Annotated in this window: 21 protein-coding genes; 4 read left to right on the top strand and 17 right to left on the bottom strand. The window is 32.0% G+C overall.

The window, feature by feature from the left end:
- The first annotated feature begins 75 nt into the window (after window positions 1-75).
- Window positions 76-1,254 carry an iron-containing alcohol dehydrogenase gene (locus HOH73_01880; protein ID MBT5827609.1) on the top strand — a complete coding sequence of 393 codons (1,179 nt, stop codon included), beginning with the start codon at window positions 76-78 and terminating at the stop codon, window positions 1,252-1,254.
- Here the strand turns inward: HOH73_01880 and HOH73_01875 are convergent.
- A complete protein-coding gene (locus tag HOH73_01875) occupies window positions 1,235-1,990 on the bottom strand; it encodes a phosphate ABC transporter ATP-binding protein (protein ID MBT5827608.1) in 756 nt (251 codons plus the stop codon). The two genes, HOH73_01880 and HOH73_01875, sit on opposite strands and share 20 nt — an antisense overlap.
- A 117-nt stretch (window positions 1,991-2,107) precedes the next feature.
- Between HOH73_01875 and pdxH the strand changes: the two genes are divergently transcribed.
- A complete protein-coding gene (gene pdxH, locus HOH73_01870) occupies window positions 2,108-2,698 on the top strand; it encodes a pyridoxamine 5'-phosphate oxidase (protein MBT5827607.1) in 591 nt (196 codons plus the stop codon).
- Window position 2,699: 1 nt separating this feature from the next.
- Here the strand turns inward: pdxH and HOH73_01865 are convergent, their stop codons facing one another.
- The 4 genes from HOH73_01865 to HOH73_01850 are packed head-to-tail and all read right to left on the bottom strand — an operon-like array spanning window position 2,700 to window position 6,219.
- On the bottom strand, window positions 2,700-3,614 hold the full coding sequence (locus tag HOH73_01865) for a tyrosine recombinase (protein MBT5827606.1): 915 nt from the start codon (window positions 3,612-3,614) through the stop codon (window positions 2,700-2,702).
- The gene (locus HOH73_01860; protein MBT5827605.1) at window positions 3,614-3,967 is read right to left on the bottom strand and encodes a cytochrome c-type biogenesis protein CcmH; all 354 of its coding nucleotides are present in this window, start codon (window positions 3,965-3,967) and stop codon (window positions 3,614-3,616) included. The genes HOH73_01865 and HOH73_01860 overlap by 1 nt, the downstream gene beginning before the upstream one ends.
- Window positions 3,954-5,561: an NAD+ synthase gene (locus HOH73_01855; protein ID MBT5827604.1), complete on the bottom strand. Its 1,608-nt coding sequence runs from the start codon at window positions 5,559-5,561 to the stop codon at window positions 3,954-3,956. Before HOH73_01855 ends, HOH73_01860 begins: the two co-directional genes overlap by 14 nt.
- Before the next feature lies 1 nt (window position 5,562).
- On the bottom strand, window positions 5,563-6,219 hold the full coding sequence (locus HOH73_01850) for a Tim44/TimA family putative adaptor protein (protein MBT5827603.1): 657 nt from the start codon (window positions 6,217-6,219) through the stop codon (window positions 5,563-5,565).
- 56 nt (window positions 6,220-6,275) lie between these two features.
- Between HOH73_01850 and secB the strand changes: the two genes are divergently transcribed.
- The gene (secB, locus tag HOH73_01845; protein MBT5827602.1) at window positions 6,276-6,734 is read left to right on the top strand and encodes a protein-export chaperone SecB; all 459 of its coding nucleotides are present in this window, start codon (window positions 6,276-6,278) and stop codon (window positions 6,732-6,734) included.
- A 9-nt stretch (window positions 6,735-6,743) separates the two neighbouring features.
- Here the strand turns inward: secB and dnaQ are convergent, their stop codons facing one another.
- The 9 genes from dnaQ to HOH73_01800 all read right to left on the bottom strand — a co-directional run bounded on the left by dnaQ (window position 6,744) and on the right by HOH73_01800 (window position 15,194).
- Entirely contained in the window at window positions 6,744-7,409 is a 666-nt protein-coding gene (gene dnaQ, locus HOH73_01840; GenBank protein ID MBT5827601.1) for a DNA polymerase III subunit epsilon, read from the bottom strand.
- The gene (gene coaE, locus HOH73_01835; protein ID MBT5827600.1) at window positions 7,402-7,986 is read right to left on the bottom strand and encodes a dephospho-CoA kinase; all 585 of its coding nucleotides are present in this window, start codon (window positions 7,984-7,986) and stop codon (window positions 7,402-7,404) included. The genes dnaQ and coaE overlap by 8 nt, the downstream gene beginning before the upstream one ends.
- A gap of 867 nt (window positions 7,987-8,853) precedes the next feature.
- Window positions 8,854-9,471: a 30S ribosomal protein S4 gene (rpsD, locus tag HOH73_01830; GenBank protein MBT5827599.1), complete on the bottom strand. Its 618-nt coding sequence runs from the start codon at window positions 9,469-9,471 to the stop codon at window positions 8,854-8,856.
- A gap of 49 nt (window positions 9,472-9,520) precedes the next feature.
- Window positions 9,521-10,273 (bottom strand): RNA methyltransferase, encoded by a 753-nt coding sequence (locus tag HOH73_01825; GenBank protein MBT5827598.1) that lies wholly within the window; start codon window positions 10,271-10,273, stop codon window positions 9,521-9,523.
- Window positions 10,266-10,634: a 30S ribosome-binding factor RbfA gene (gene rbfA / locus HOH73_01820; protein MBT5827597.1), complete on the bottom strand. Its 369-nt coding sequence runs from the start codon at window positions 10,632-10,634 to the stop codon at window positions 10,266-10,268. Before rbfA ends, HOH73_01825 begins: the two co-directional genes overlap by 8 nt.
- Complete coding sequence (gene infB, locus HOH73_01815) at window positions 10,634-13,060, bottom strand: translation initiation factor IF-2 (GenBank protein ID MBT5827596.1); 2,427 nt, start codon at window positions 13,058-13,060, stop codon at window positions 10,634-10,636. Before infB ends, rbfA begins: the two co-directional genes overlap by 1 nt.
- Window positions 13,061-14,584 (bottom strand): transcription termination/antitermination protein NusA, encoded by a 1,524-nt coding sequence (nusA, locus tag HOH73_01810; protein ID MBT5827595.1) that lies wholly within the window; start codon window positions 14,582-14,584, stop codon window positions 13,061-13,063. It lies immediately after the preceding gene.
- Between the two features lie 99 nt (window positions 14,585-14,683).
- On the bottom strand, window positions 14,684-14,887 hold the full coding sequence (locus tag HOH73_01805; protein ID MBT5827594.1) for a hypothetical protein: 204 nt from the start codon (window positions 14,885-14,887) through the stop codon (window positions 14,684-14,686).
- Complete coding sequence (locus HOH73_01800) at window positions 14,880-15,194, bottom strand: hypothetical protein (GenBank protein MBT5827593.1); 315 nt, start codon at window positions 15,192-15,194, stop codon at window positions 14,880-14,882. Before HOH73_01800 ends, HOH73_01805 begins: the two co-directional genes overlap by 8 nt.
- A 39-nt stretch (window positions 15,195-15,233) precedes the next feature.
- Between HOH73_01800 and HOH73_01795 the strand changes: the two genes are divergently transcribed.
- Window positions 15,234-15,839, top strand: a complete 606-nt coding sequence (locus HOH73_01795; GenBank protein ID MBT5827592.1) for an orotate phosphoribosyltransferase — start codon at window positions 15,234-15,236, stop codon at window positions 15,837-15,839.
- Window positions 15,840-16,082: 243 nt separating this feature from the next.
- Here HOH73_01795 and purD read toward each other — a convergent pair whose 3' ends face one another.
- The 3 genes from purD to rpoB are packed head-to-tail and all read right to left on the bottom strand — an operon-like array spanning window position 16,083 to window position 25,659.
- Window positions 16,083-17,360, bottom strand: coding sequence for a phosphoribosylamine--glycine ligase (gene purD, locus HOH73_01790; GenBank protein ID MBT5827591.1), 1,278 nt, complete (start codon window positions 17,358-17,360; stop codon window positions 16,083-16,085).
- 14 nt (window positions 17,361-17,374) lie between these two features.
- Entirely contained in the window at window positions 17,375-21,565 is a 4,191-nt protein-coding gene (rpoC, locus tag HOH73_01785; GenBank protein ID MBT5827590.1) for a DNA-directed RNA polymerase subunit beta', read from the bottom strand.
- Window positions 21,566-21,594: 29 nt separating this feature from the next.
- Window positions 21,595-25,659: a DNA-directed RNA polymerase subunit beta gene (gene rpoB, locus HOH73_01780; GenBank protein MBT5827589.1), complete on the bottom strand. Its 4,065-nt coding sequence runs from the start codon at window positions 25,657-25,659 to the stop codon at window positions 21,595-21,597.
- Window positions 25,660-25,673 lie beyond the last annotated feature (14 nt).

The following is a 25,673-nucleotide window of genomic DNA, read 5'->3' as shown; positions in this document are numbered from 1 at the left end:
AACTTATTTATCATGATTATAAATAGAAGTATAAAAAAAGTAATAATTATTTGAACTAAAGCAATTTTTTAACTTATGTACAAAATTATCAAACCAGCTTCAATTATAAATAAAGATTTTGAAAGTAAAATCATTATATCTGATGATATCTTTTCTAATCTAAGTACCATAATAGCAAAATATCCTAAATCCCTTATAATTACGGATGAAAATATCAAAGAAAAACTACTTGGAGATTTTTCACCAATAAACCTCAAACTTTTTGCAAAAAATATTAAAGCAAAGAAAAATATAGCAGAAGATTTAGCCAGAGAGCTTGCAAATTATAACTATGCTATAGCTATTGGCAGTGGAACTATTAATGATTTAGTCAAATATGCAGCTTACATTGCTAATAAGCCATATGTAGTTTTTGCAACTGCCCCATCAATGAATGGTTATTACTCTGAAAATGCCTCCTTAATTGCCAATAATCTAAAACAAAGCTTTAAAGCTAAAATAGCTTTAGCTGGTTATTTTGATTTAAACATCCTAGCAAATGCCCCTATTAGATTAATTAAGAGCGGCTTAAGTGATAGTATATGCTCAACAATTTGCCGAGCTGATTGGCTTGCATCTAATTATATTCTTTCCAGTTACTATAGTGAAATACCCTTTGATCTTACCTATGAGTTAGAAGAAAAATTATTTAAAAACACTGATCTTCTAGTAAAAAAAGATTTAAGTATGATTAGCTTATTAACTGAAATATTAATTTATAGTGGGCTTGCTATGACCTTTTGCTCAGGTAGTTATCCAGCAAGCCAAGGAGAACATATGATAGCACATTTATACGAAATGCAAGATGCTAAGAATGCTAACCTACTATATCATGGAGAACATATTGCTATAACTAGCTTAACCATGATTGACATCCAAGAAAACTTCTTGAAACTAGATAAATTTAAACTGAAAAACAAAAATATAAACTCAACTCTTACTAATATAAAAATAGTAAAAGAACAACTTGATATTACTGTTACAAATGAAATTTTAGCAAAAAAATGGCCAGGTCTAAAAGCTAAAATTAAAGAAAGATTTCGAAGCAAAGCAGAAATAAAACATATATTGAAGCAAGCCAATATTGATGTTTTAAAAAATAAAAAATTACTTAATAATAAAATTTACATAGAGTCGGTAAATAATGCCTTTTTAACCAGAGATAGATTTACTTTTCTTGATCTAAATTATTATTTTAACCAAAACGACCAGTAATATAATCTTCTGTTTTCTGGTGTTTGGGTGCTTCAAATATTTGTTTAGTATCTCCATATTCAATCAACTTTCCTAAATGGAAAAACGCAGTGTTATGAGACACTCTAGCTGCTTGCTGCATAGAATGCGTAACTATTACTATTGTAAATTTTTCTTTTAATTCATCAATTAATTCTTCTATTTTAGCTGTTGCTATTGGATCTAAGGCTGAACATGGCTCATCCATTAAAATTATTTCAGGTCTAATTGCTATCGCTCTTGCAATACATAATCTTTGTTGTTGTCCTCCTGATAAACCACTTCCGGCTTCATTGAGCCTATCTTTCACTTCTTCCCAAAGACCAGCTCTCCTTAGGCTTTTTTCAACAATAAAATCTAATTCATCTTTTGAATTAAAAGTACCATGTATTCTTGGTGCATATGCAACATTTTCATATATTGACCTTGGGAAAGGATTAGGCTTTTGAAACACCATTCCAACTTTAGCTCTAAGCATTACAACATCAATCTTAGGGCTACATATATTTTCATTATCTATTAAAATTTCTCCATCAACTCTGCATGAGCTTATGGTATCATTCATTCTATTTATACATCTTAAAAACGTTGATTTACCACAGCCAGAAGGGCCAATAAATGAAGTTACTTGCTTTTCTTTTATGTCTATATCAATATTAAATATTGCTTGGCTTGCACCATAAAACACATTTAAATTACTTGCTTTTATCTTACTAATTTTGCTCACTTTTTTCTAGTTAGATTAATATGTTTTTTAAACTTTTTATTTTAGCGCGCAAGGCAAATATTGATTTTTTTTGCTTATAGGTCTAGCAATTAACAAAAAGGTAATTTTATGTCACATAATAACAACCCACTTAATAAGTTTGATCTATGGTATAAAGAGGCTTGTGCTCACCAATTAATAACAGAGCCTAGTGCAATGAGCCTTGCAACTGCAACAAAAGCTGCAGCACCATCTGTTAGAATTGTATTAATGCGTGGATATTCTGATTTAGGCTTCGTCTTTTATACTAATTTAACTAGCCGTAAGTCTCTTGAAATAATAGAAAATGATCAAGCTGCTTTGTGTTTTTATTGGATGCCTTTAAAGAAACAAATTAGAGTAACAGGAACAATATCTAAGGTTGCAGACGATCAGGCGGATAAATATTTTAGTGGCAGGCCACGCGGTAGCCAAATTAGCGCTTGGGCCTCTAAACAATCTAGCAAATTAGCTGATTATGACATTTTTACTAAAAAAGTTGCCAAAATAACGCAAGATTTTGCTGAACATGAAGAGGTACCAAGACCATCATTTTGGTCTGGTTATATTATAAACCCCTCAGAAATAGAATTTTGGCAAGAAAAAGAATTTAGAAGGCATGAGCGTAACTTATATAAAAAGAGTGGTGATGCTTGGCAAAATGAAATGCTTTATCCTTAAACTAAATTTTTAATTTATTTTTTGCTAAAGGATGAAATTGATCTAAGGTTTCTTTTAATTTCTTAGTTGAAATATGAGTGTATATTTCTGTTGTAGCAAGATTTTCATGTCCTAATAAATCTTGTATAGACCTTAAATCTAAACCATTTTCCAATAAATGAGTTGCAAATGAATGTCTAATTATATGAGGGGATATTCTATCTTGATGGATATTTGCCTTTATACCATAACTTTTTAGGCGCTTTGCAAAAAACTGCCTAGTAATATGGCCAGCTTTACTTTTAGTAGGAAAAAGCCAAATATTACTAGGTGAAAATATTAAGTTATGAAATTTTTTTAAATAATCTTTCAAACTAGATTTAGCTATATCGCTAATAGGCACTATTCTCTCTTTACGCCCTTTACCATAAATAATAATATAATTTTCAAATTGGTGTTTTTGTACATCAGAAAAGCGTAAATTTGCTAATTGCAGATTAACCAGCTCACTTACCCTTATACCAGTTGCATAAAGCAATTCAATCATGACCATATCGCGCAAATTATGTTCTGTTTTATAAGCAGAAAATAAATTATCAATTTCAGAATTTGTTAAATATTTAGGCAAGGTTTTTGCAGCTTTAATTTTACTTAAATTCTTAAGAGGGTCACTATCTAGGTGTTCTTCAGCTATTAAATAATTTATAAAACCTCTTAAAGTAGAAATCTTACGGAGGTAAGATGAGTTTTTTAAATTTTCTTTTGCTAAATTCTTAACATAGTTTTGAAATAATTCTGCATTAAACTTCTGACAACCTTGCACCTTACTATAAAAGTAAAAATTACTGAGATCAGCTTCATATGCATGTAAACTATTCTTAGCTAGATTCCTTTCCGCTAATAACATTTCAAGATATTTTTCTATTTGCTCTTTCATTATACTCTGAAGTAAAAAAAAGCAAAAACAGCGATACACATGTAGGGTAGTAGCCAAATAAAGAAATTTTTTCTATTGAACTTTGGTGTAAGTAATATTTCTTCACCATAAATATCTAAATAAAGATTTTCAATTTCAACTAAGCTTTTACCTTCGCTTAACATTGATTCTGTTTGCTTTTTGATGTTATTTGCAAATTCAGCATTTGAATCATATACAGATTGCCCCTCACACACTAGGCATCTCAAAGATTTGTGAAACTCTATCCCTATATCATTAGCTAATTTATTTTCAGCATATAGGTTTTTTAGAGAAAATAGTAATATTATAAAACTAAAATTAAGAATTTTCATAATTATTGGTTAAAGGCATTCTTCGCTCTTTATCAAAAGATAACTCAGAAATTTTAGGCCCAACTGCAGCTTGAAACCTTTTATATTCTGAATTTTTTAATAAATTGTAAATTCTTGTTACTATTTCTTGATTGAAGCCATATGCAATAATATCAGCAATTGATTTTCTTCCTTCTATGAGATGCTGTAATATTTGGTCTAAAATTTCATAATCTGGTAATGAGTCAGTATCTTGCTGATTATCTCTCAATTCAGCAGTTGGAGCCTTGGTAATTATATTGCTATCAATTGGCGCTTTGACTGGATTTAAAGATAGTTTTGGTATGTGCTTATTACGCCACTTTATAAGTTCGTAGACTTTTGTTTTATAAACATCCTTTATCACAGAATAAGCACCACACATATCACCATATAAAGTTGCATATCCAACAGCTGATTCAGACTTATTACTTGTGGCTAAAACCAGATAGCCAAATTTATTTGCAAGAGACATTAATAATGTACCTCTTATTCTGGCTTGCAAATTTTCTTCGGTTATATCTACTGCTTTATTGTTAAAATGAGGAGCTAAATTAGTTAAGAAGCTAGAATTAATTTCTTCTATGTTTATTTGCCTATGATTATTACAATTTAGCTTTTTTAGCAGTGAGTCTGCATCTTTAAAGCTTTCTGCTGAAGTATATTTAGATGGCATGGTAACTAAATTAACTTTATCCGGGCCTAATGCATCGCATGCAATGGCCGCAACTAGAGCGGAATCTGCACCTCCAGATAACCCAATTGCTACGTTGGAGAAATTATTTTTCTTTACATAATCAGCAAGACCTAAAGTTAAAGCATTATAATCTTGAGCTAAACTCTCTGGCAATATTATTGGTTTCTTGGTTTCTTTACTTAATATCTGAACTTCCTCAAAGCTTGGTAACAAATCTAGTAAAACTCCTTTATCGTCTAATATAAAAGAGTTACCATCAAAAACTAAGCTATCTTGTCCCCCAACTGCATTTAAATAATAACATTTCTTAGATAAAAGAGTGGTTAAAGCTATTCTACTTTTTAATTTACCCGTATTGTAAGGGGAAGCATTTAAAATAATCACTTCATCATATCTCAAATCTTTTAGCTTAATTAGTAAATCATCTTGCCATAAATCTTCGCATATTAAGATTAAAAATCTTGTTTCTTTCAGGGTTATTACTTGATATTGATTTTTTACATCAAAATATCTCTTTTCATCAAAAACACCATAATTAGGCAAAGAGTTTTTATAAATAATCTGTTCTAAAACACCATTTTGTGCAAAATATGCTACATTATATAATTTTCCCATTTCCTTGGTAATAGCTCCAAATAAAATAGCAGAATTATTTTCCTTGGTTTCAGCTATAATTTCACCTTGATACTCATCTACTTGCTTAAGAAAAGAGTCCGAAAGCAACAAGTCTTCAGGTGGATAGCCAGCTATACCTAGTTCTGGAAAAATTGATAAATCAACATTATTTGCCGATTTTCTATAATAAGAAATTAGCTTTTCTGCATTTTTAGCTAATGCACCTACAGTAAAATTAACTTGATTTAAGGCTAATTTTATCATTTTAGTTTGTAGCTTTTGCTAATTTCCAAATTGGACTAGATTGTTTAAAGTCTCTAGTAAAAAACCAGTTATCATTTATTTCATCTATATGTTTAACATCCCCACTTACAACTTTATTACTCTTATCAGTAATGGTTGTGATTTGTTCAGATAGAATTTTTACTTTTATTGTAACTAGGTTATTTTCTTTTTTGACTTGTTTTACTGTGCAAGACTCAATGCCAACTATATTTACATTGATCTTTTGACCTAATTTATAGTTTTTCTCATATTCTTGATAAAAATTCTCAGCTACTTCTGTAGTGCATAAATTAAATAAAGATTTCTTATCTCCATTGGCAAAAGAAGATATAATGATTTCAAAAGCTTTTTCTGCACCTTTAGAAAATTTGTAAATGGAAAAACTTTCATCTAGCTCTTTAATTTCATTAATTGAACTCTGAGATTCTTTACTTAACTCACTTATTATATCATCATCTAAATCATTAATATTATCAGCTTCTTGTTCTTTTTTAGTTTCTTCATATTGTGATTTATCTAGATCGATAATTTCAGCTGATTTTTTCTTTGTAGTACTTTCTGCTGTCGTACCCAATACACTATACAACCTGTGTGCTAATAATAATGCTATTATGGCAAAAATAATTATGTCTATCATCTTGAATTATTTAATTTATGTTTAATAATAAAATAATATATAATTTATTAAATATCATGTCCAAGGAAAATTCAAAAAACATTAGATTAAATTCTCAATATCTTAAAGACCTTTCATTTGAGAACCCAAATGCACCATCTAGTATCCCAAAGATTGCTAATAACCCTAATATAACCTTTAATATTGATGTAAAGGCAGGAAAAGTTAGTGAAGATTACTATGAAGTTAATTTAAACATCAATGCAAAAGCAGTGGAAGGTGATAAGCCTGAAAGTGTTATTTTTCTAGTTGAGCTAAATTATGCAGCATTATTTAATATTGTTAATCTAACTGAAGAAGAGCTTAAAAAAGCTTTACTGATAGATTGTCCAACTTTAATTTTTCCTTTTGCACGAAGAATTATTGCAGACTGCACTAAAGATGGAGGATTTCCACCTCTTTTGATGGAGCCTGTTGATTTTGCAGCAATTATAGCACAACAAAATCAAGCTTCAGCAGGGCAAACAAAACAATAAACTATATACTTAATCATTTTTCCATAAATTATTAGGTATTTTTTGTAACATCTTTGCATGATCATTTTCTTCTTGCAAAGATGTTTTATATTCTCTTAAAGGAAATTTTACCTTAGATATATCTTTTTGTTCTAATTTCTGCTCTTTAACCAAATCAAAAGTTATCTGACTACCACCTGTTAGTTCCAAATATACATCAGCTAAAAGCTCAGCATCTAATAACGCACCATGCTTAACCCTCTTGCTACTATCTATATTATATCTTTTGCATAAAGCATCCAAACTATTTTTTTGACCTGGGTATTTTTTTCTAGCACTTACTAAACTATCTACAATTTGATTAGATAATGTTGCTTTATTAATTAACTCTAATTCATTATTTAAAAAACCTATATCAAATTTAGCATTATGTATTACTAAAGGATCATTACCAATGAACTGCATAAACTCAGATACAATCTCACTAAATTCTGGTTTATCTGATAAAAAATCTTTAGTTAAACCATGTACATTTAATGCCCCTGGTGAACTTTCTTTATCTACTTTTAAATATCTATGAAAATACTTACCACTTCTAACCCGATTAATTATCTCAACACAGCCAATTTCTATAACTCTATCCCCCTCGCTATGTTTTAAACCAGTAGTTTCTGTATCTAATACTATTTCACGCATTCTTAATTACCTTAATTATTTTTTTTACTTCAAATATAAGTTTTTTATTATCTTTTCCAGTATTAATAACAAAATCAGCTAAGTTAACTTTAGATAACTTATTTTGCTTTGCTAATATAAACCCTAATTTTTCTTTTGTACTATTTTTACGCGCTAAATATCTAGCCTCTATTAACTTTTCCTTTGCTGTGCAATATATAACATATTGGCAGATTTTATTTAAACCACCCTCATATAATAATGGAACATCTAATAACACTATATTTATTCCCTTATCTTTTTCTTGTTGTAAAAATTCTGTTAGTTTTTTTCTGACTAACGGATGTATTAATTGCTCTAATTTAGTAATTATATTTTTACTTTTAAAAGCATAGCTACTAAGTTTTATTCTATCTAATTGATTATTAGATACTGCATTTGGCACTATTACCTTAATTGCATTAATGATCTCATTATCTTCATAAAGCTGATGTACTACCTTATCTGCGTCAAAAATGGCAACACCTTCACTCGCAAATATTTCCGCTATAAAGCTCTTACCTGATGCTATTAAACCTGTTATTCCTAATATAATCATAATTATTAATTATAATGTCTAGATTTTCGATTAGCGAGTAATTTTTATATAGCTTTCTAACAGTTTTACTTAGACAAGCTTAGCAGCTAACCAAAAAATACTTACTTAAATAATATATTAATTTTTAATTCTTTTTTATACTAAAAATAGCTGCAAACAAAATTGTTTTAGCAATTACTCAATAGATTCAAGCGATATAAGCTTACCAGACAAATAGTCACAAATTATTTAATCAAAAAACTAACCAATCAATTAAATTATTAGTGAGCAAACATAACTTTAAGCAATATAAGAGTTTTAAAAGCTACTAAAGTTCAGCAAAAAAATGTTTTTACAGCTAATAAAGCAAATTATAATTATAATTTTAATCACTAACAAAAAAAAATTATGTAATATAATTGTTAGGAATTATTTTAATTGATCAATAAAATTATTATATAACTAACGAGTAACCAGATAAATAGTCACAAATTATTTAGTCCACAAACTAACCACTCAATTAGATTATTAGTGAGCAAACATAACTTTAAACAATATAGGGCTTAACTAAAATACGAGTTTTAAGAACTACTCAAGTTCAGCAAAAAAGTGTTTTTACAATTAATGAACAAATTATAATTTTAATCACCAATACACGAGTTTATGTAGCACTATTGTTAAAAATGATTTTAATTGATCAATAAAATTGTTATATAACTAACAAGTAAAAAGAACTTCTGCCTTAATTTAGGTTGCGTTCAACAATGTTGAACTTAAAGAAATTAGATTTTAGAGAAAATTTGCAACTAATAATAATATCATTTATTATTATTAGCTACTTTAATTATATAGTTAAATTTTCTATATTGTTACAAAAACGAGTAATAATTAAGCAGAATAAAACTCAACAATTAAGTGTGGCTCCATTACACAAGCGTAAGGAACATCGCTTAATTTAGGCAAAGATAAAATCTGCGCTGAACATTGTTTATAATCTACTTCCAAATAGTCAGGAATTTCTCTTTCCTTTTTTTGTATAGTTTCTAACACAACAAGAAGATCTCTAGACTTTTCTTTAATTGTAACTACATCTCCTATCTTTAGTTTATAACTAGGTATGTTTACAGTTTTACCATTTACTTGAACATGCTTGTGGCTAACAAACTGCCTTGCTGCAAACATTGTTGATACGAAATTGGCTCTGTACACTAAAGTGTCTAATCTAGATTCCAACAAACCTATTATGTTTTCTCCTGTATCTCCCTTGAGACTTTTAGCTTCTTGGTAAATCTTTCTGAACTTCTTCTCAGATATGTTAGCGTAATAACCTTTAAGCTTTTGTTTTGCATTAAGATGCACTCCATAGTCAGTTTTTCTACGCATAGAATTCATAGGGCCGTGCTGTCCTGGAGGATGACTTTTTTCTTGACGGTATTTATGTGAACCCCAAAGATTAACGCCCAATCTTCTTGATATTTTATGCTTTGCCTGAACTCTTTTTGTCATCTTAAATTTATAAATTAGGAGCCGAATAGTATAGCAAAACCTACTATTGTCAACTGTCCTTATTAGTTTTTTTAATTTTGTTTTTAGCTTCAAAAAAATATAACGCCTTAACAATGCCAACCATTGTCTTTAATTCCTGAGAACTTAAATCATTACGCGTAAATATATTCGAAATAGCTTGAAACATTTTTACCCTTCTATCTTCATCAATAAAGAACTCTGTATCATCCAACTTAAGTTTTAAGTCTTCTAAAAAATAAGCAAGCTCTGTTTTACTAGCTTCTTTTTTTCGATATTTTACTTCTATAGTTTTTTTATGAGAAATATTAAAATATTGATAGCAGACCAAACCTATAGCGTGGGACAAATTTAGTACTGGATACTCATCATTAGCTGCTATAGTAACTATTTTCTTTGCATGTATAATATCATCATTAAGCAAACCCATTCGTTCAGAACCAAACATCATACCTATCTTACTATCACTTTGTACTTTAAGCGAAATATCTTCTATATGTTCTTGAAGATTGTAATGTTCCTTATGCATTTTTCTAACTCTTGCCGAACATGCGTAAATCTCATCTAAGCCTTCTAAAGAAGAAGCCACATTATCATAAATTTTGGCATTTTTAATAATTTCTAAACCGCCTGCCGCTAATATTTCAGCCTTTCTATTTGGCCAGCCATCTCTAGGCTCTATTATGCGTAAGTCAGAACAACCAAAGTTAGCCATAATTCTCGCCGCAGAGCCTATATTCTCGCCCATTTGCGGCTTAACTAATATTATGGTCAATCTACTCATTACAGTTAATATCTCCTATAAGATTCTCTATTTTATTAGCATGGTCAAACAATTTATCATTTACAAACCTTAATCTAGGTACATATTTTAGTTTTGCAGACTTAGCTACAGACTTTTTAATGAGATAAGAAAATTCATTGACTAAATCAACAATTTGCTCGGTGTCATCAGCATTAGTATTTGGTAAAATATAAACTCTTGCTGACTTTAAATCGGGACTCATCCTAACTTCAGAGACTGTCATATAAATATCACCAATAACAGGCAATAAAGACTTATCTATGTTAATATTATTAGCTATTATTCTTTTTAAATTCTCCGCAACTTTTAATTGTCTTTCAGAATATTCTTTCTGCGCCATTATTTGTGAGCTTCTTCAGTTAACTCAAAAAACTCTAATTGGTCGCCCTCTAGGAAATCTGTGCAATTCTCAAAGCTAATTCCGCACTCCATACCATTCTTAACTTCTTTAAGATCATCTTTAAAATGCTTAAGAGCTTTAATTGCAGTGTCCGAAACAACTACAGAGTCTCTAATAATACGACACCTGCCTGAACGCTTAGCTACACCAGAGTTTACGTAAGAACCAGCAACTTTTCCATATTTAGTTAAATCAAATACAGTTCTGATTTCTCCCTTTCCAAGAGCGTTTTCTTTAATAATTGGCTTTAACATTCCTGTTACTGCCTTTTTGACATCATCTACCAAGTCATAGATAATCGAATAATATCTTATATCAACATCCTTAGATTCTTTGTCATTTACGTTGTTAGCTATTCTAACATTAAAACCCACTACAATAGCTTCTGATGCCTTTGCTAAAACTATATCAGACTCAGTAATACCACCGACAGCACTATGTATTACCTGAATTGTTACCTCATCATTGGATAACTTTTCTAAAGAGCTAACAATGGCTTCAACTGAACCATTTACATCTCCCTTAACAACCAAGGATAACTTCTTTTTACTTTCATGCGTCATATCAGAGAAAATATCTTCTAATGTTTTCTTGCTTCTCCTTGCTGCTTCTATATTTTTCTTTTTATCCAAGCGATATTCTACAATATCACGAGCCGCTTTTTCATTTTCAACAACATTAAACTGCTCACCAGCCTGAGGAGCTAAGTCAAGACCCAAAAGCTCTGTGGGCTCTGAAGGTAACACTTGATGCAATTTGTTTCCTTTGTCACTAGCTAAAGTTTTCACTCTACCATAAGCGTTACCAGCTAATACTATGTCCCCTACTTTTAATGTACCATGTTGCACTAAAATAGTGGTTAACACACCTTTGTTTTTATCAACTTTACTTTCAATAACCACACCAGATGCTTTACATTCTCTGTTTGCCTTTAATTCTAAAAACTCACTTTGCAAAAATATCGCATCTATTAATTTATCTAAATTTTTCTTTTGTTTGGCAGATACTTCAACACATAAATTTTCACCACCCATTTCCTCTACCACTACATTATGGCTTAACAATTCAGTAATTACTTTTTGTGCATTAGCACCTTCTTTATCAATTTTATTTACTGCTACTATTATTGGTATTTTCGCTGCTTTAGCATGATTTATAGCTTCAATAGTCTGATCTTTTACACCATCATCTGCTGCAACCACTAATATAACCATATCTGTTACGTGAGCCCCCCTTAGCCTCATGGCAGTAAAAGCTTCGTGACCTGGAGTATCTAAAAAAGTAATATATTGGTCCTTTTTAACTTTAACTCTAGATGCACCAATATGCTGAGTTATTCCACCGGACTCGCCCGAGACAACATCTGTTTCTCTTAACGCGTCTAAAAGAGAGGTTTTTCCATGATCTACGTGACCCATAACAGATACTACAGGTGATCTAGATAACTGCTTTTCTTTATTATCTCTTTCACTGTCATACAAACTATTTTCTATGTCAGAATCAGCTACTCTTCTTGCAGTCATTCCGAACTCTGCCACTAACAATTCAGCCGTATCAGCATCTATCGGTTTAGTAGCGGTTATCATCATACCCATTTTCATTAATTCCTTAACCAAATTGGCACTTCTTTCCGACATTCTGTTAGCAAGCTCCTGCACAGTGATTGTTTCTGGAATTACAACTTCTTTTACTCTATCTTGACTTTTATCCACATTAAAGTCTGACTTATCACGCCTTACCCTCTCTCTCGCCCTTTTTATTGAAGCTATAGATCTTAACCTTTCTTTCTCACCTTCAGCATCATCAAAGAAATTTTTGTTTCTAGCCTGTGATTCATCATAACCTTTTTTGGCAGCCAAGAAGTTACTTGCTTCATTTACTTTGTTAAACGACTTTTGTTTAGAATCAGATACTATCGTTATATCTTCTAGAAAACTTTTTTTGTCTTTCTTAGTATTTTTACTACTTGATTCCTTATTAGCCTTACTAAAAAAGTTATCATCTATTTTATTTACTCCCTCTTTTTTTAAGTGAGCTTTTCCTGTGGTAAAAGATTTAGAGACCTTTTTTGGCTCTTGCTTAACCTCTATATTTTTGGGCTCTTCTTTTTCTTTTATAATATCGTTATCTAAATTTCTAACTTTATTACCCGACTTCCGCAAGTCTCCTCCAAAAACGGCATGCGACTGATTAAGATCTTGAGAATCTTGTAGCTTAGGCTTTGCAATAGGCTCAGCGGCTTTTTCGTTAGCTTCTACTTGCTTATTATTAACTTTACTAGAAAAGCTGAATCTCTTTTTAGTTACTACTACAACCTTGGGAGAACCTCTTTTACCTCTTTTATTATCTGTAAAACTTTCTGTCATTTAACTTTCTTTTACTTCCAATGAATTAACCACATCTCTAGCATCCATAATTATCTCGTCAACTTCCTTATCAGAGCAATCGATAGAATCACTTACAATATCTTTAAAATCATCTCTGGATAAATCAGCGACATCAGTGACAGTTACAACCTTTCTAGCTTTTAGACTTATAGCAATTTCAGCTGTAAGATTTTTCACCTCTAATAAACTATCATCTAAATTGTAACGATCCCACTTAATCTTCTTGTAATTATCTGTTTTTACAAAATCGCATGCTTTCTTATGTATTATTTTGGCCCTATCTAAATCTAGAGTTTCAATAGTTGCTAACTCCTCAACATCTATCATGCAGATTTCTTCAACTTCTGATATACCTTCTGCTATAAGAAGCCTAGCTAGCATATCATCCATGTCTAAATGATTTACAAAAACATCATAAACCTTTTCGGACTCCTCCTTTCTAATTTTAGACTCTTGCTCTTCTGTTAATATATCAATACTCCATCCAGTCAACTTTGACGCTAGACGAGCGTTTTGACCTTTACGACCTATTGCAATACTAAAATCTTTCTCCGGCACAACTGTTTCTATTTTGTTGTTTTCTTCGTCTATGACGACTTTAAGAACACTAGCTGGAGTTAAAGCATTTACAACAAATGTCGCGGTATCTTCTGACCATTCTATTATATCAATTTTCTCACCTTTAAGCTCGTTTATCACAACCTGGACTCTAGAACCTCTTACACCTACGCACGCCCCAACTGGATCCAAATTAGACTCAACTGATCTAACGGCAACTTTAGCTCTAGCACCAGGTTCACGAGCAATTGCTTTTATATTTATAATTCCATCGTAAATTTCTGGCACCTCCTGCATAAACAAACTCTCCATAAACTTACTTGAAGTACGCGAGAGATATACCTGCACACCATTATCCTTTCTAACAACTTCTTTTATACTAGCTTTAACTCTATCGTTTTGACTTAAATTTTCATGAGGTATAGAGTCAGAATTATCCAAAAATGCTTCTGCACCAGAAACATCCAATAAAACTCCCTTAGGACTAACCTTTTTTACTATCCCATTAACTATTGTACCAACCTTACCTTCGAACAAGTTAAACTCTTTTTCTTTTTCCGCTACCTTTACTTTTTGCACGATAACTTGCTTGACTACTGACGCAACCAACCTTTTTAAATCAACTGGTGGCAAATCTTGAATTACATGATCACCTAATTTTGCATCCTGTCCTGATGGAGATTTTTTTACAGTCTCTATAGAAATTTGCACATTACTATCTTCAACCTCTTCTACTACTTCGAGCCTTCTATAAATTTTAAAGCCCCCAGTCTTTCTGTTGATTTGAGCGTTAATATCATATTCTACTCCATATTTTTTTCTGGCAGCTAGTTTTATACCTTGTTCTAATGCATCTATTACTGAGTCAACAGATATGCCTTTTTCTGTAGCTACCGCTTCCACTATCTTTATTAATTCTGGATTACCTGAAATGTAATTTACCACTTTTTTACCTTTAATCTATGACACTTATAAATAAAAAAAGACGGAATATCCGTCTCTTGTGCCAATTTTATATTAACATGAGTAATATGCAAATTAAATTTAGCGAGTTTGTGACTTTTTAATTTTATCTTTGAGCAATAACTTAGTTAATTTTTCTTTTATCTCTGGGGGGAGCTTTGCCAAAATTTCTTGCTTGGATAATATCCCTTGCTGGAGCAAATTTTTGATTAGGTCAAAAACTTCATCCGACAAGTTATTAAATATTTTCGAAACTTCTGTAATATTTTCAACCTTTTTAGTCATTTTCTTTTATCAACCAAGCTTTCTTGTAAGAAGATATCCCTATCAATAAATCAGCTAGATTATTGGTTAAATCTTTTCTACTAGAATTGTTTTTTTTAACTTTAATTATTTCTGTATAACAAGATGAGATTTCTTCCACAGAAATTACAGCTTGTTTAATAAAAGCCTCTAACAACTCAAACCTTTCCAATAATATCTCTGCTCTAACTTCTTTACTATCACTCTCTAAAATAGATAATATTTCATCGATTAATGAAAAAAGGTTAGTGATTTTTTCAAATGTTAGTTCTTGCTCTTTATTAACCATAGTTTTATCTTAAGCAAAATTTAATATATTATTATTCATATGTCAATTTTAGAAGAAAACATAAACTTGTTAAAAAAATATAATGCACTTAAAGAAGGTCATTTCATTTTGTCATCTGGCCTACATAGCCAATATTATATACAATGTGCGAAAATAATGTCAGATCCAATTGCTGCCAAAGATTTATGTTTTAAGTTGGTAAAAAAAATAACCATGCAAATTGATATTAACCAAATTACAAAAGTAGTAGCTCCAGCAATGGGAGGCTTATTAGTCGGCTATGAAATTGCTCGACAATTAAATAAAGAAAATATTTTCTGTGAAAGAGTAAATGGTGAGTTTCAATTCAGAAGAGGTTTTTCCTTAGACGGTAGTGATAAAGTCTTAATTGTTGAAGATGTTTTGACAACAGGAAAATCATCCTTGGAGACCTATGATTTAGTTAAAAGTTATGGTGCAAAAATAATAGCTGAAACCTGTTTAATCAGAAGAGATAAAAAAATTGAAAAATTGGATAACGTACCAATAATTCCGTTATTTGATCTTTCTTTTCCAACATACCACTCTGATAATCTTCCTGATTTATTAAAACAAAGGCCAGTCAGTAAACCTGGTAGCAGGTTTATACAAACTAATAAAGCTTAAGTTTTTTAAAAATTAGCAATAATAACATCTAAACCTTTACTGGAATAACTAATTTGAGTTAAATTATAATGCGAGAAAATAGTTAAGACTATTGCAAACTTAAGAAACATGGCAATCAACAAACGAGATAATATACAATAACTTTGTTATATAATATCCCTTTTTCACAACACAATTTTTCTAACTTACCCAATATATCAAATAATCAGAATAAAAAAGATAGTTTGATAAAATTAATAAAGCTTAAGATTCTTCAGAATTAATTAACACAGAGCCTATATCTTTTCTAAAATACTTATCTTTCCATTTGATCTTGCGAGCTACCTCATACACTATGTCATAAGTATGCTTAAAACTCTTTCCTAGAGCTGTAATATTAAGAACTCGCCCCCCATTTGCCACTAATTTATTATTTTTAATAGTTGTTCCAGCGTGAAATATATTTATATCTTTTATATTTTTCACTGAACTTAGATCTATTTCTGTACCTTTTTTATATTTACTCGGGTAACCTTTAGCTGACAAAACAAGAGTAATTGCCTTTAGATCACTAAACTCTACTTCACACTCTGCTAAAGATCCGTTGACAGCTGCTAAACATATTTCAAGAAAATCACTTTTTAAACGAGATAAAATACTTTGTGTTTCAGGATCACCAAAACGGACATTATATTCTATAAGGTAAGGCTCCTGCCTATCATTTATCATTAAACCTGCAAAAATTATACCTTTGTAAGGCTGTCCTTGCTCTTTTAGATAATTAAAAGTTACCTTTAGAATTTTTTCAACAACTTCTTCTTCTACTCTTTTTGTAACATAAGGACTTGGTGAATATGTACCCATACCACCTGTATTAGGTCCTGTATCATTATCGCCTACTCTTTTATAATCACCAGCATTTGATAAAACTTTAAAATTATTACCATCAGAAATTGCAAAAAAACTAGCTTCCACTCCAGTAAGAAACTCCTCTATAACAACTTTATCCATATGGCCATAACTACCGGAGAATATATCTCTTACTGCTTGCACAGCATCCTCCCTTTTTTCAGCAATAATAACGCCCTTACCCGCAGCTAAGCCATCCGCTTTGATTACTTGTGGAAACTTTTCTTGTTCATGTAAATAATCAAGCGATTCATCTAAATTATCAAAAACCTTGTAAGCAGCAGTTTTAATTCCAATTTTATCACATATTTTCTTGGTAAAGGCTTTCGACGATTCAAGTTGTGAACAGAAGCTGTTACACCCAAGAACTTTAATATTATGTTTAGCTAGAAAATCTACAATTCCATTAGATAAAGGCTTTTCAGGTCCTACCATAACTAAATCAATATGATTGGCTAAGCAAAAGGAAGAAATTTGTTCAAAATCATTAATGTCAAGATTTATGCAATCTGCTAGTTCAGCCATACCAGCGTTACCTGGAGCAACATACAGCTTGGTTAATAGAGAGGACTTAGAAAAACTCCAAGCAATTGCATGCTCTCTACCACCACTACCAAGAACTAATACTTTCATGATCTTTAAGTTTCTTAAGCTGTTACTTCTGTTTTAGATGTTTTTTCGTCACTATTAACTACTGCATCTAAAACGTTAGTTGCCTCTGCTTCGGCATTAGCATCTAAATCTCTTTTTAAAGCTTCTTTCTTAAGTTGAGCTGTATAAAAACCGGTTCCCGCAGGGATTAAATTACCAACAATTACACTTTCTTTTAAACCTCTCAAATGATCCTTTTTACCACATATAGAAGCCTCAGTAAGTACTTTTGTCGTTTCCTGGAATGATGCAGCTGATATAAATGAATTAGTTTGTAATGCAGATTTAGTTATACCTTGTAAAATTGCTCTAGATTCAGCGCTCTTATAGCCTTCTTTTTCAGCTCTTTTATTTACTTCTGCAAACTCTTCTTTACTCAATACTTCTCCTGGTATTAAAGTAGTTTCACCAGCGTTAGTAATCTCAACTTTTTTAAGCATTTGCAATAAAACAACTTCTATGTGCTTGTCATCTATTTTAACACCTTGAAGCCTATACACTTTTTGCACCTCCTTGTTCATGTACTCTGATAAAGCTTCTACTCCTAAAACGCTTAAAATGTCATGAGGAACAGGATTACCATCCATTAACAAGTCACCTTTATTAACATAGTCACCTTCGTTTACAGCTATGTGCTTTCCTTTCGGAACTAAATACTCTGCATCGTCAATAGCATCATTGTCAGACTTAATTACTATACGTCTTTTAGACTTATAATCTTTTCCGTAAATAACTGTTCCAGCAATCTCACTAATTATTGCAAAATCCTTAGGTTTTCTAGCTTCAAACAACTCAGCAACTCTAGGTAGACCACCTGTTATATCTGAAATTTGTGATGAAGCTTTTGGTATCTTGGCTAATATGTCACCAGAATGTATTTCCTGGCCATCCTCAATGTTAAGTAAAGCGTTAATAAATAAGAAATATCTTGCATCTATACCTGTTTTCAACTTCTTAATTTCACCATCCTTATCTTGTATGACAAGACGAGGAACTAAATTATTGTCACCAGCTGATTTCCAATCATTAACTATTCTGCTTGAAACTCCAGTAGCTAAATCAACTTCTTCATTATATGAAATGTTTTCAACAAGATCCTTATATTTAACAATACCGGAAACTTCTGATATGATAGGTGTATTATAAGGGTCCCACTCAGCTATTCTATCACCTCTTTGTACCTGATCTCCCTCAACATAATTTAACCTAGAACCGTATGGCAATTTATGTTTGGCTATTTGCACTCCATTAGCACCAATTAGTACTATACTCGCAGACCTATTAAGCACTACTTTTCTTCCATTAGAATCTAAGACTAAATTTGCGTTTATTAGCTTAACTGTTGCATCTGTGGTCGCGTCAATACTGGATTGCTCAGCTCCTCTTTGGGCCGCTCCTCCAATGTGGAAGGTTCTCATCGTAAGCTGAGTACCAGGCTCTCCAATTGACTGAGCTGCAATTACTCCTATTGCTTCTCCAAGATTAACCATGTCTCCTGTAGATAAATCTCGGCCATAACATTTTGTGCAAACACCAAAATTTGATTCGCAAGTTAATACTGATCTTACATTTAATGAATCTACACCAATTTGATCAACGTTTTCAGCAATTTCTTCATCTACTAATTGTCCTTCTTTAACTATAATTTCTTTAGTTTTTGGATTAATCAAATCTTGAGCGGAAACTCTACCTAATATTTTGTCGGACAGAGGAACTACTACGTTAACTCCCTCTATTTCAGTTTTAAGAGTAATTGATTTTTTGGTTTTACAATCTAACTCTGAAACAATACAATCTTGAGAAACATCAACTAATCTTCTAGTCAAATATCCTGAATTCGCAGTTTTAAGTGCAGTATCCGCTAAACCTTTTCTGGCACCGTGTGCGGAATTAAAATATTCCAATACAGTTAAACCTTCTTTAAAATTTGAAATAATTGGAGTCTCTATAATTTCTCCACTAGGCTTAGCCATTAAACCTCTCATACCAGCTAGCTGCTTAATTTGAGAAGCGGAACCTCTAGCTCCAGAGTGAGCCATCATATAAACAGAATTTATTTGTTCACTATGATGATTATTACTATCTTTTATTTCTTGTTTAGAAGAAATATGATTCATCATGTCTTCTGCAACTCTATCGGTGCATAAAGACCATGCATCTATGACTTTATTATATTTCTCACCAGAAGTAATTAATCCATCTGAATATTGCCTTTCAAAATCTTTTACTTCTTGCATGGTTGAATTAATATGCTCATGCTTCTCTTTTGGAATTAACATATCGTCCTTTCCGAATGATATTGCAGATTTTGTTGCATGCTTATAGCCTAAAGCCATTAATTTATCACAAAAAACAACCGTACTCTTTTGACCACATACTCTGTATACTAAATCTATTAAGTTACTGACTGCTTTCTTTGTCATATCTTTGTTAACTGCTGAAAAATTTAGCTCTTCAGATTCAGGAAGCAAGCAAGATAATATAGCTCTACCAGGGGTAGTCTCTATGTACTCTCCTCTAAAATGGTATTTAATCTTTGTGTGTAATGTTACTGCCCCAGCTAATAGAGCATGCTCTATTTCAGAGGTGTCACTGAAAACCTTACCCTCTCCTACGCACCCATCTAATTCCAAAGAAACATAGTATAAACCTAAAACAATATCTTGAGAAGGCACAATAATAGGCTTTCCATTTGCAGGGCTTAATATGTTATTTGTCGACATGATTAATACTCTGCACTCAATTTGAGCTTCTAATGATATAGGTACATGCACTGCCATTTGATCTCCATCAAAATCAGCATTAAATGCGGTACAAACTAGTGGATGCAACTGTATAGCCTTACCTTCAATTAGAACAGGTTCGAATGCCTGAATGCCTAGTCTATGTAAAGTTGGAGCTCTATTTAATAGAATAGGATGCTCTCTTATAACTTCATCTAAAATATCCCAAACTTCAGAAGACTCTGTTTCAATATATTTTTTTGCTGCTTTTATAGAATTAGTAATTCCATATAATTCCATCTTAGAATAAATAAAAGGCTTAAATAACTCTAAAGCCATTTTCTTGGGAATACCACATTGATGTAATTTTAATTCTGGGCCAACAACAATCACAGATCTACCAGAATAATCTACTCTCTTTCCTAATAAATTCTGTCTGAACCTACCTTGTTTACCTTTTAACATATCAGTTAAAGATTTGAAAGGTCGTTTATTTGAGTTTTTAAGTGATCTAGCTCTTCTACCATTATCAAATAAAGCATCTACAGATTCCTGTAACATTCTTTTTTCGTTTCTAATAATGATTTCTGGAGCTTTAAGCTCTAATAATCTTCTAAGACGATTATTTCTATTTATAACTCTCCTATATAGCTCATTTAGGTCTGAAGCAGCAAACCTACCACCATCTAACATCACAAGAGGCCTAATCTCTGGTGGAATTACAGGAAGAATTTCCATTATCATCCATTCAGGTTTATTACCAGAATCTAACAGAGATTCTACTAGCTTAAGCCTTTTTACTACTTTTTTCTTTTTCGCCTCAGAAGTCTCTTCAATTAATGATGATCTTAACTTTTTTTGATCCTTTTTAAGATCTATTGACATCAACATTTTTTTTATTGCTTCCGCTCCTATTTGAGCTACAAAAGCTTCCTCACCAAATTCATCCTGAGCTTCCAAATACTGCTCTTCCGTAAGAGTTTGAGCATATTTCAAGCTGGTTATTCCTGGTTCAGTTACAATAAATGACTCAAAATAAAGAACTCTCTCTATTTCTTTTAGTGTAATGTCCAAAAGAGTTGATATTCTTGAAGGTAAAGATTTTAAAAACCAAATATGTGCAACAGGTGCCGCTAGATCTATATGGCCCATGCGATCCCTTCGCACTTTGGAAGTCGTAACTTCTACTCCACATTTCTCACAGATAATTCCTTTGTATTTAATTCTTTTATATTTTCCACATAAACACTCGTAATCTTTAACTGGACCAAAAATTCTGGCACAAAACAAACCATCTCTCTCAGGTTTAAATGTTCTGTAATTTATAGTTTCTGGTTTTTTAACCTCTCCATACGACCATGATTTAATCTGTTCGGGGCTAGCGATTGATATCTTAACTGTGTTAAAATCATGCTCAGCATCGTTTATATAATTGAATGAAGCTTGGGATGGTCCAGTGCTCATATAAAAACCTTTAATATATATTTATAAAATTATTCTTCTTGCTCTAAATCAATATTCAAGCATAGAGATTTTAGCTCCTTAATCATTACATTAAATGACTCCGGCACACCATGTTCAAAGTTACTATCCCCTCTAACTACTGATTCATATAGCTTAATTCTTCCACTAACGTCATCAGATTTTACAGTTAACATTTCCTGTAAAGTGAACGATGCACCGTATGCTTGTAAAGCCCAACACTCCATTTCACCAAATCTTTGACCTCCAAAATGAGATTTACCTCCTAGTGGTTGTTGTGTTACTAAGCTGTATGGTCCTATTGATCTAGCATGAATCTTGTCATCTACTAAGTGATGAAGTTTAATCATATAAATATAACCAACTGTAACTTTTCGATCGAACCTTTCTCCAGACTTACCATCATAAACAAACATTTGTCCGGAAGAGTCTAAACCTGCCTTCTCAAAAGCTTCCACTATATCAGATTCCTTTGCTCCATCGAAAACAGGAGTTGCTATCGGTAGCCCAGTCTCAAGGCCTTTTGCAAAACCTTTAAATTCTTCATCATTTAGAGAATTAATATATTCTTCAGCTTTGACATCGTCATAAGCATCTATGGCTTCTTTCCTCAACTTCTCGTATTCAGCTTTGTCCTGTGCCTCACTAACAGCTTTGGAAACTTTTTTTCCTAGAGCGTATGATGCAAAACCTAAATGAGTTTCAAGTATTTGTCCTACGTTCATTCTTGAAGGCACACCTAACGGGTTAAGTAAAATATCTAGAGGAGTTCCATCCTCTAAGTAAGGCATATCTTCTATTGGTACTATCTTAGAAATAACACCTTTATTACCATGCCTACCGGCCATTTTATCTCCTGGCTGCAATTTTCTTTTCACCGCAACGAATACCTTAACTGTTTTTAGCACTCCTTGTGGTAAGTCGTCACCGCCCTGCAATTTATCTATATCATCCGCCAAACTTCTTTCAAAATTATCAGCTGTTACATCAAATCTTTTTATAAGAGCTTCTAATTTATCGTTTATTGCAGAATCATCTAGAGTAATTTTCTTAAGATTGAATATACTGATATTAGCAAAATCTTTTTCATCAAGTTTACTACCTGACTTTATACTACCAACTGTCTTAACAGCTATTTTTCCTAATACCAAAGATTTAACCTTATCAACTAAATGCTTCTCAATTATTCTAAGCTTCTCTTGCTTATCGTTAGTAAGCTTCGATATTCTCTGCCTTTCTATTGTAAGAGTTCTTTGATCTTTCTCAACACCCCTTCTAGTAAATACTCTAACATCTATAACTGTACCACTAACCCCTGGTGGAATATATAATGAAGAATCTTTAACATCAGCTGCTTTTTCGCCAAATATAGCTCTTAATAACTTTTCCTCAGGCGTTGAAGGTGATTCACTTTTAGGCGTGACTTTACCAACGATTACATCTCCTCCCAACACTTCTGCGCCAATGTTTACAATACCTACTTCATCTAGGTTTCTTAGAGCTTCTTCTCCTACATTAGGTATGTCCCTAGTAACTTCTTCCGATCCTAATCTAGTATCTCTAGCCGTAATTTCATATTCTTCTATATGCACTGAAGTAAAGACATCGTCTGATACTATTTTCTCTGACATAATTATTGAATCTTCAAAATTATAGCCATTCCATGACATAAAGCCTACTAATACATTTCTACCTAGGGCTAGTTCCCCATTTTTTGTACTAGGTCCGTCAGCTATAACATCTCCTTTTTTAACATATTGCCCTACCCTAACTAATGGCTTTTGGTTGATACATGTATCTTGATTAGATCTCTGATATTTACGCAATTCATAAATTTCTACTAGTTCGTTAGATGATTCATCATCAATCCTGATAAATATTTTGGAAGCATTTACTTTTTCGACTACACCATCATGCTTTGCGGTTAAACATGCTGAAGAATCAGCGGCAACTACTCTTTCCATACCAGTCCCAACTATAGGAGCCTGTGGATAAAGCAAAGGAACTGCTTGTCTTTGCATATTAGAACCCATTAGTGCACGATTTGCATCATCATTTTCTAAGAATGGTATTAATGAAGCAGCAACTGAAACAACTTGCTTAGGAGAAAGATCAATAAGATCAACCTTGTTAGAAGGAGTCATTAAGTAATTGCCATTGTGTCTACAATTATGCAACTCTCCTACAAAAGAACCAGCTTCATCCAATTCTTCATTTGCTTGCGCAATAATATATTTAGACTCTTGAGTTGCAGATAAATACACAACTTCATTCGTAACTTTACCATCCAAAACTTTTCTGTAAGGACTTTCTAAAAAACCAAATTTGTTAACTTTTGCATAAGTGGCTATTGAATTTATCAGACCAATATTAGGTCCTTCAGGTGTTTCAATAGGACATATCCTTCCATAGTGAGAAGTATGTACGTCTCTAACTTCAAAACCAGCTCTATCTCTCGACAAACCACCTGGACCTAGTGCAGATAATCTTCTCTTATGTGTTATTTCTGATAATGGATTGGTTTGATCCATAAATTGTGATAATTGAGAGGTACCATAAAACTCTCTTATTGTAGAAATTAATGGCTTAGCATTAATCAGCTCTTGTGGAAGAACTGTATCTATTTCCACGGAGTTCATTCTTTCTTGTATCGCTCTCTGTACTCTGACCAAACCTATTCTGAATTGATTTTCTACTAACTCACCTACTGATCTTACTCTTCTGTTACCCAAGTGATCTATGTCATCACTATCCGAGTTTTTAAACTTCATTTCTAGTAATGTTTTAACAGTTTCAATGACGTCTTTTTTTGTTAATAATGTTAAGTCTTCCGATACATCGATATCTAACCTCTCATTAATTTTAGCTCTACCAACGTTAGATAAATCATACTTATCATCCTTAAAAAACAATGACGTAAATATCTCTCTAGAAGCTTCCACAGACGGAGGATCCCCCGGTCTTAAAACTTTGTAAATATCTATAAGGGCATCATCCTCAGTTTTATTTTTTTCAGCAGACATTGTGCTATGAATATAAGGACTATTAACCTTATTTATAGAGATTAACTCAAATTCTCCCTTCTTTAACAATGCTGGAATCATCTCATCTGTAACCAGAGAACCAGCTTCTACTACTTCATCATTAACTTCTAAGGCTTTCACCAATATTGAGCCAACTAAATTTTCTGCTGTTAATTTAATTGATGTTATATTGTGACTTTTAAACTTTTTGAGTGATAAAGCAGTAATTTTTTCACCTGCCTTTAAATATGTTTTGTTATCATCAGCAGATACAATATCATGTTTTAAAACGGTACCCTTTAAGCTAGATAAATCTACATCAACTACAAAAGAACCATCACTAACCTTGTACAAATCAGCTGAGTAAAACTCTTTTAATATTTGCTCTGTAGTGTATCCTAAAGCCCTAACGAAAGTAGTAGCTAGAATTTTTCTTCTCCTATCTATTCTAAAATATAATAGATCCTTGGTATCAAATTCAAAATCCAACCATGAACCTCTGTAAGGTATTATCCTTGCAGAATATAATAGCTTTGTTTGATTAGTTGCTTTCCCTTTATCGTGGTCAAAAAACACTCCAGGTGAACGATGTAACTGAGAAACTACAACTCTTTCTGTACCATTTATTATGAAAGTTGCCCTTGGAGTCATTAACGGCAAATCACCAAAATAAACCTCCTGTTCCTTAATGGACTTTACTTCTTTAGATCCTGTATCTTCATCAATTACCCATACTATCAATCTTAATGTAACTTTAATGGGCACTGAATAAGTAGCGCCCCTTTTTAAACATTCCGCTTGAGAGTATTTAGGTTTTTCCAACTTGTAACTAACAAACTCCATAGTTGACAAGCCTGTAAAATCATTTACTGGAAAGACCGAAGAGAAAACCCTACCTAAACCATCCTCTGTAGACACATTATCTGGATCCACAAAAGTTCTATATGAGTTCCTTTGAACTTCTATTAGGTTTGGCAATGGCATAACATCGCCAATCTTGCCATAACTTTTACGATAAGTTAAAGCATCGGTATTTCTGTTAGGATTCTTCATTATGAATGTACAAA

This window comes from Alphaproteobacteria bacterium (genome assembly GCA_018667735.1).
GTDB lineage: Bacteria > Pseudomonadota > Alphaproteobacteria > Rickettsiales > JABIRX01 > JABIRX01.
The sequence above is the reverse complement of the archived record's forward strand: the minus strand, read 5'-3'. Positions and strand labels throughout refer to the sequence as shown.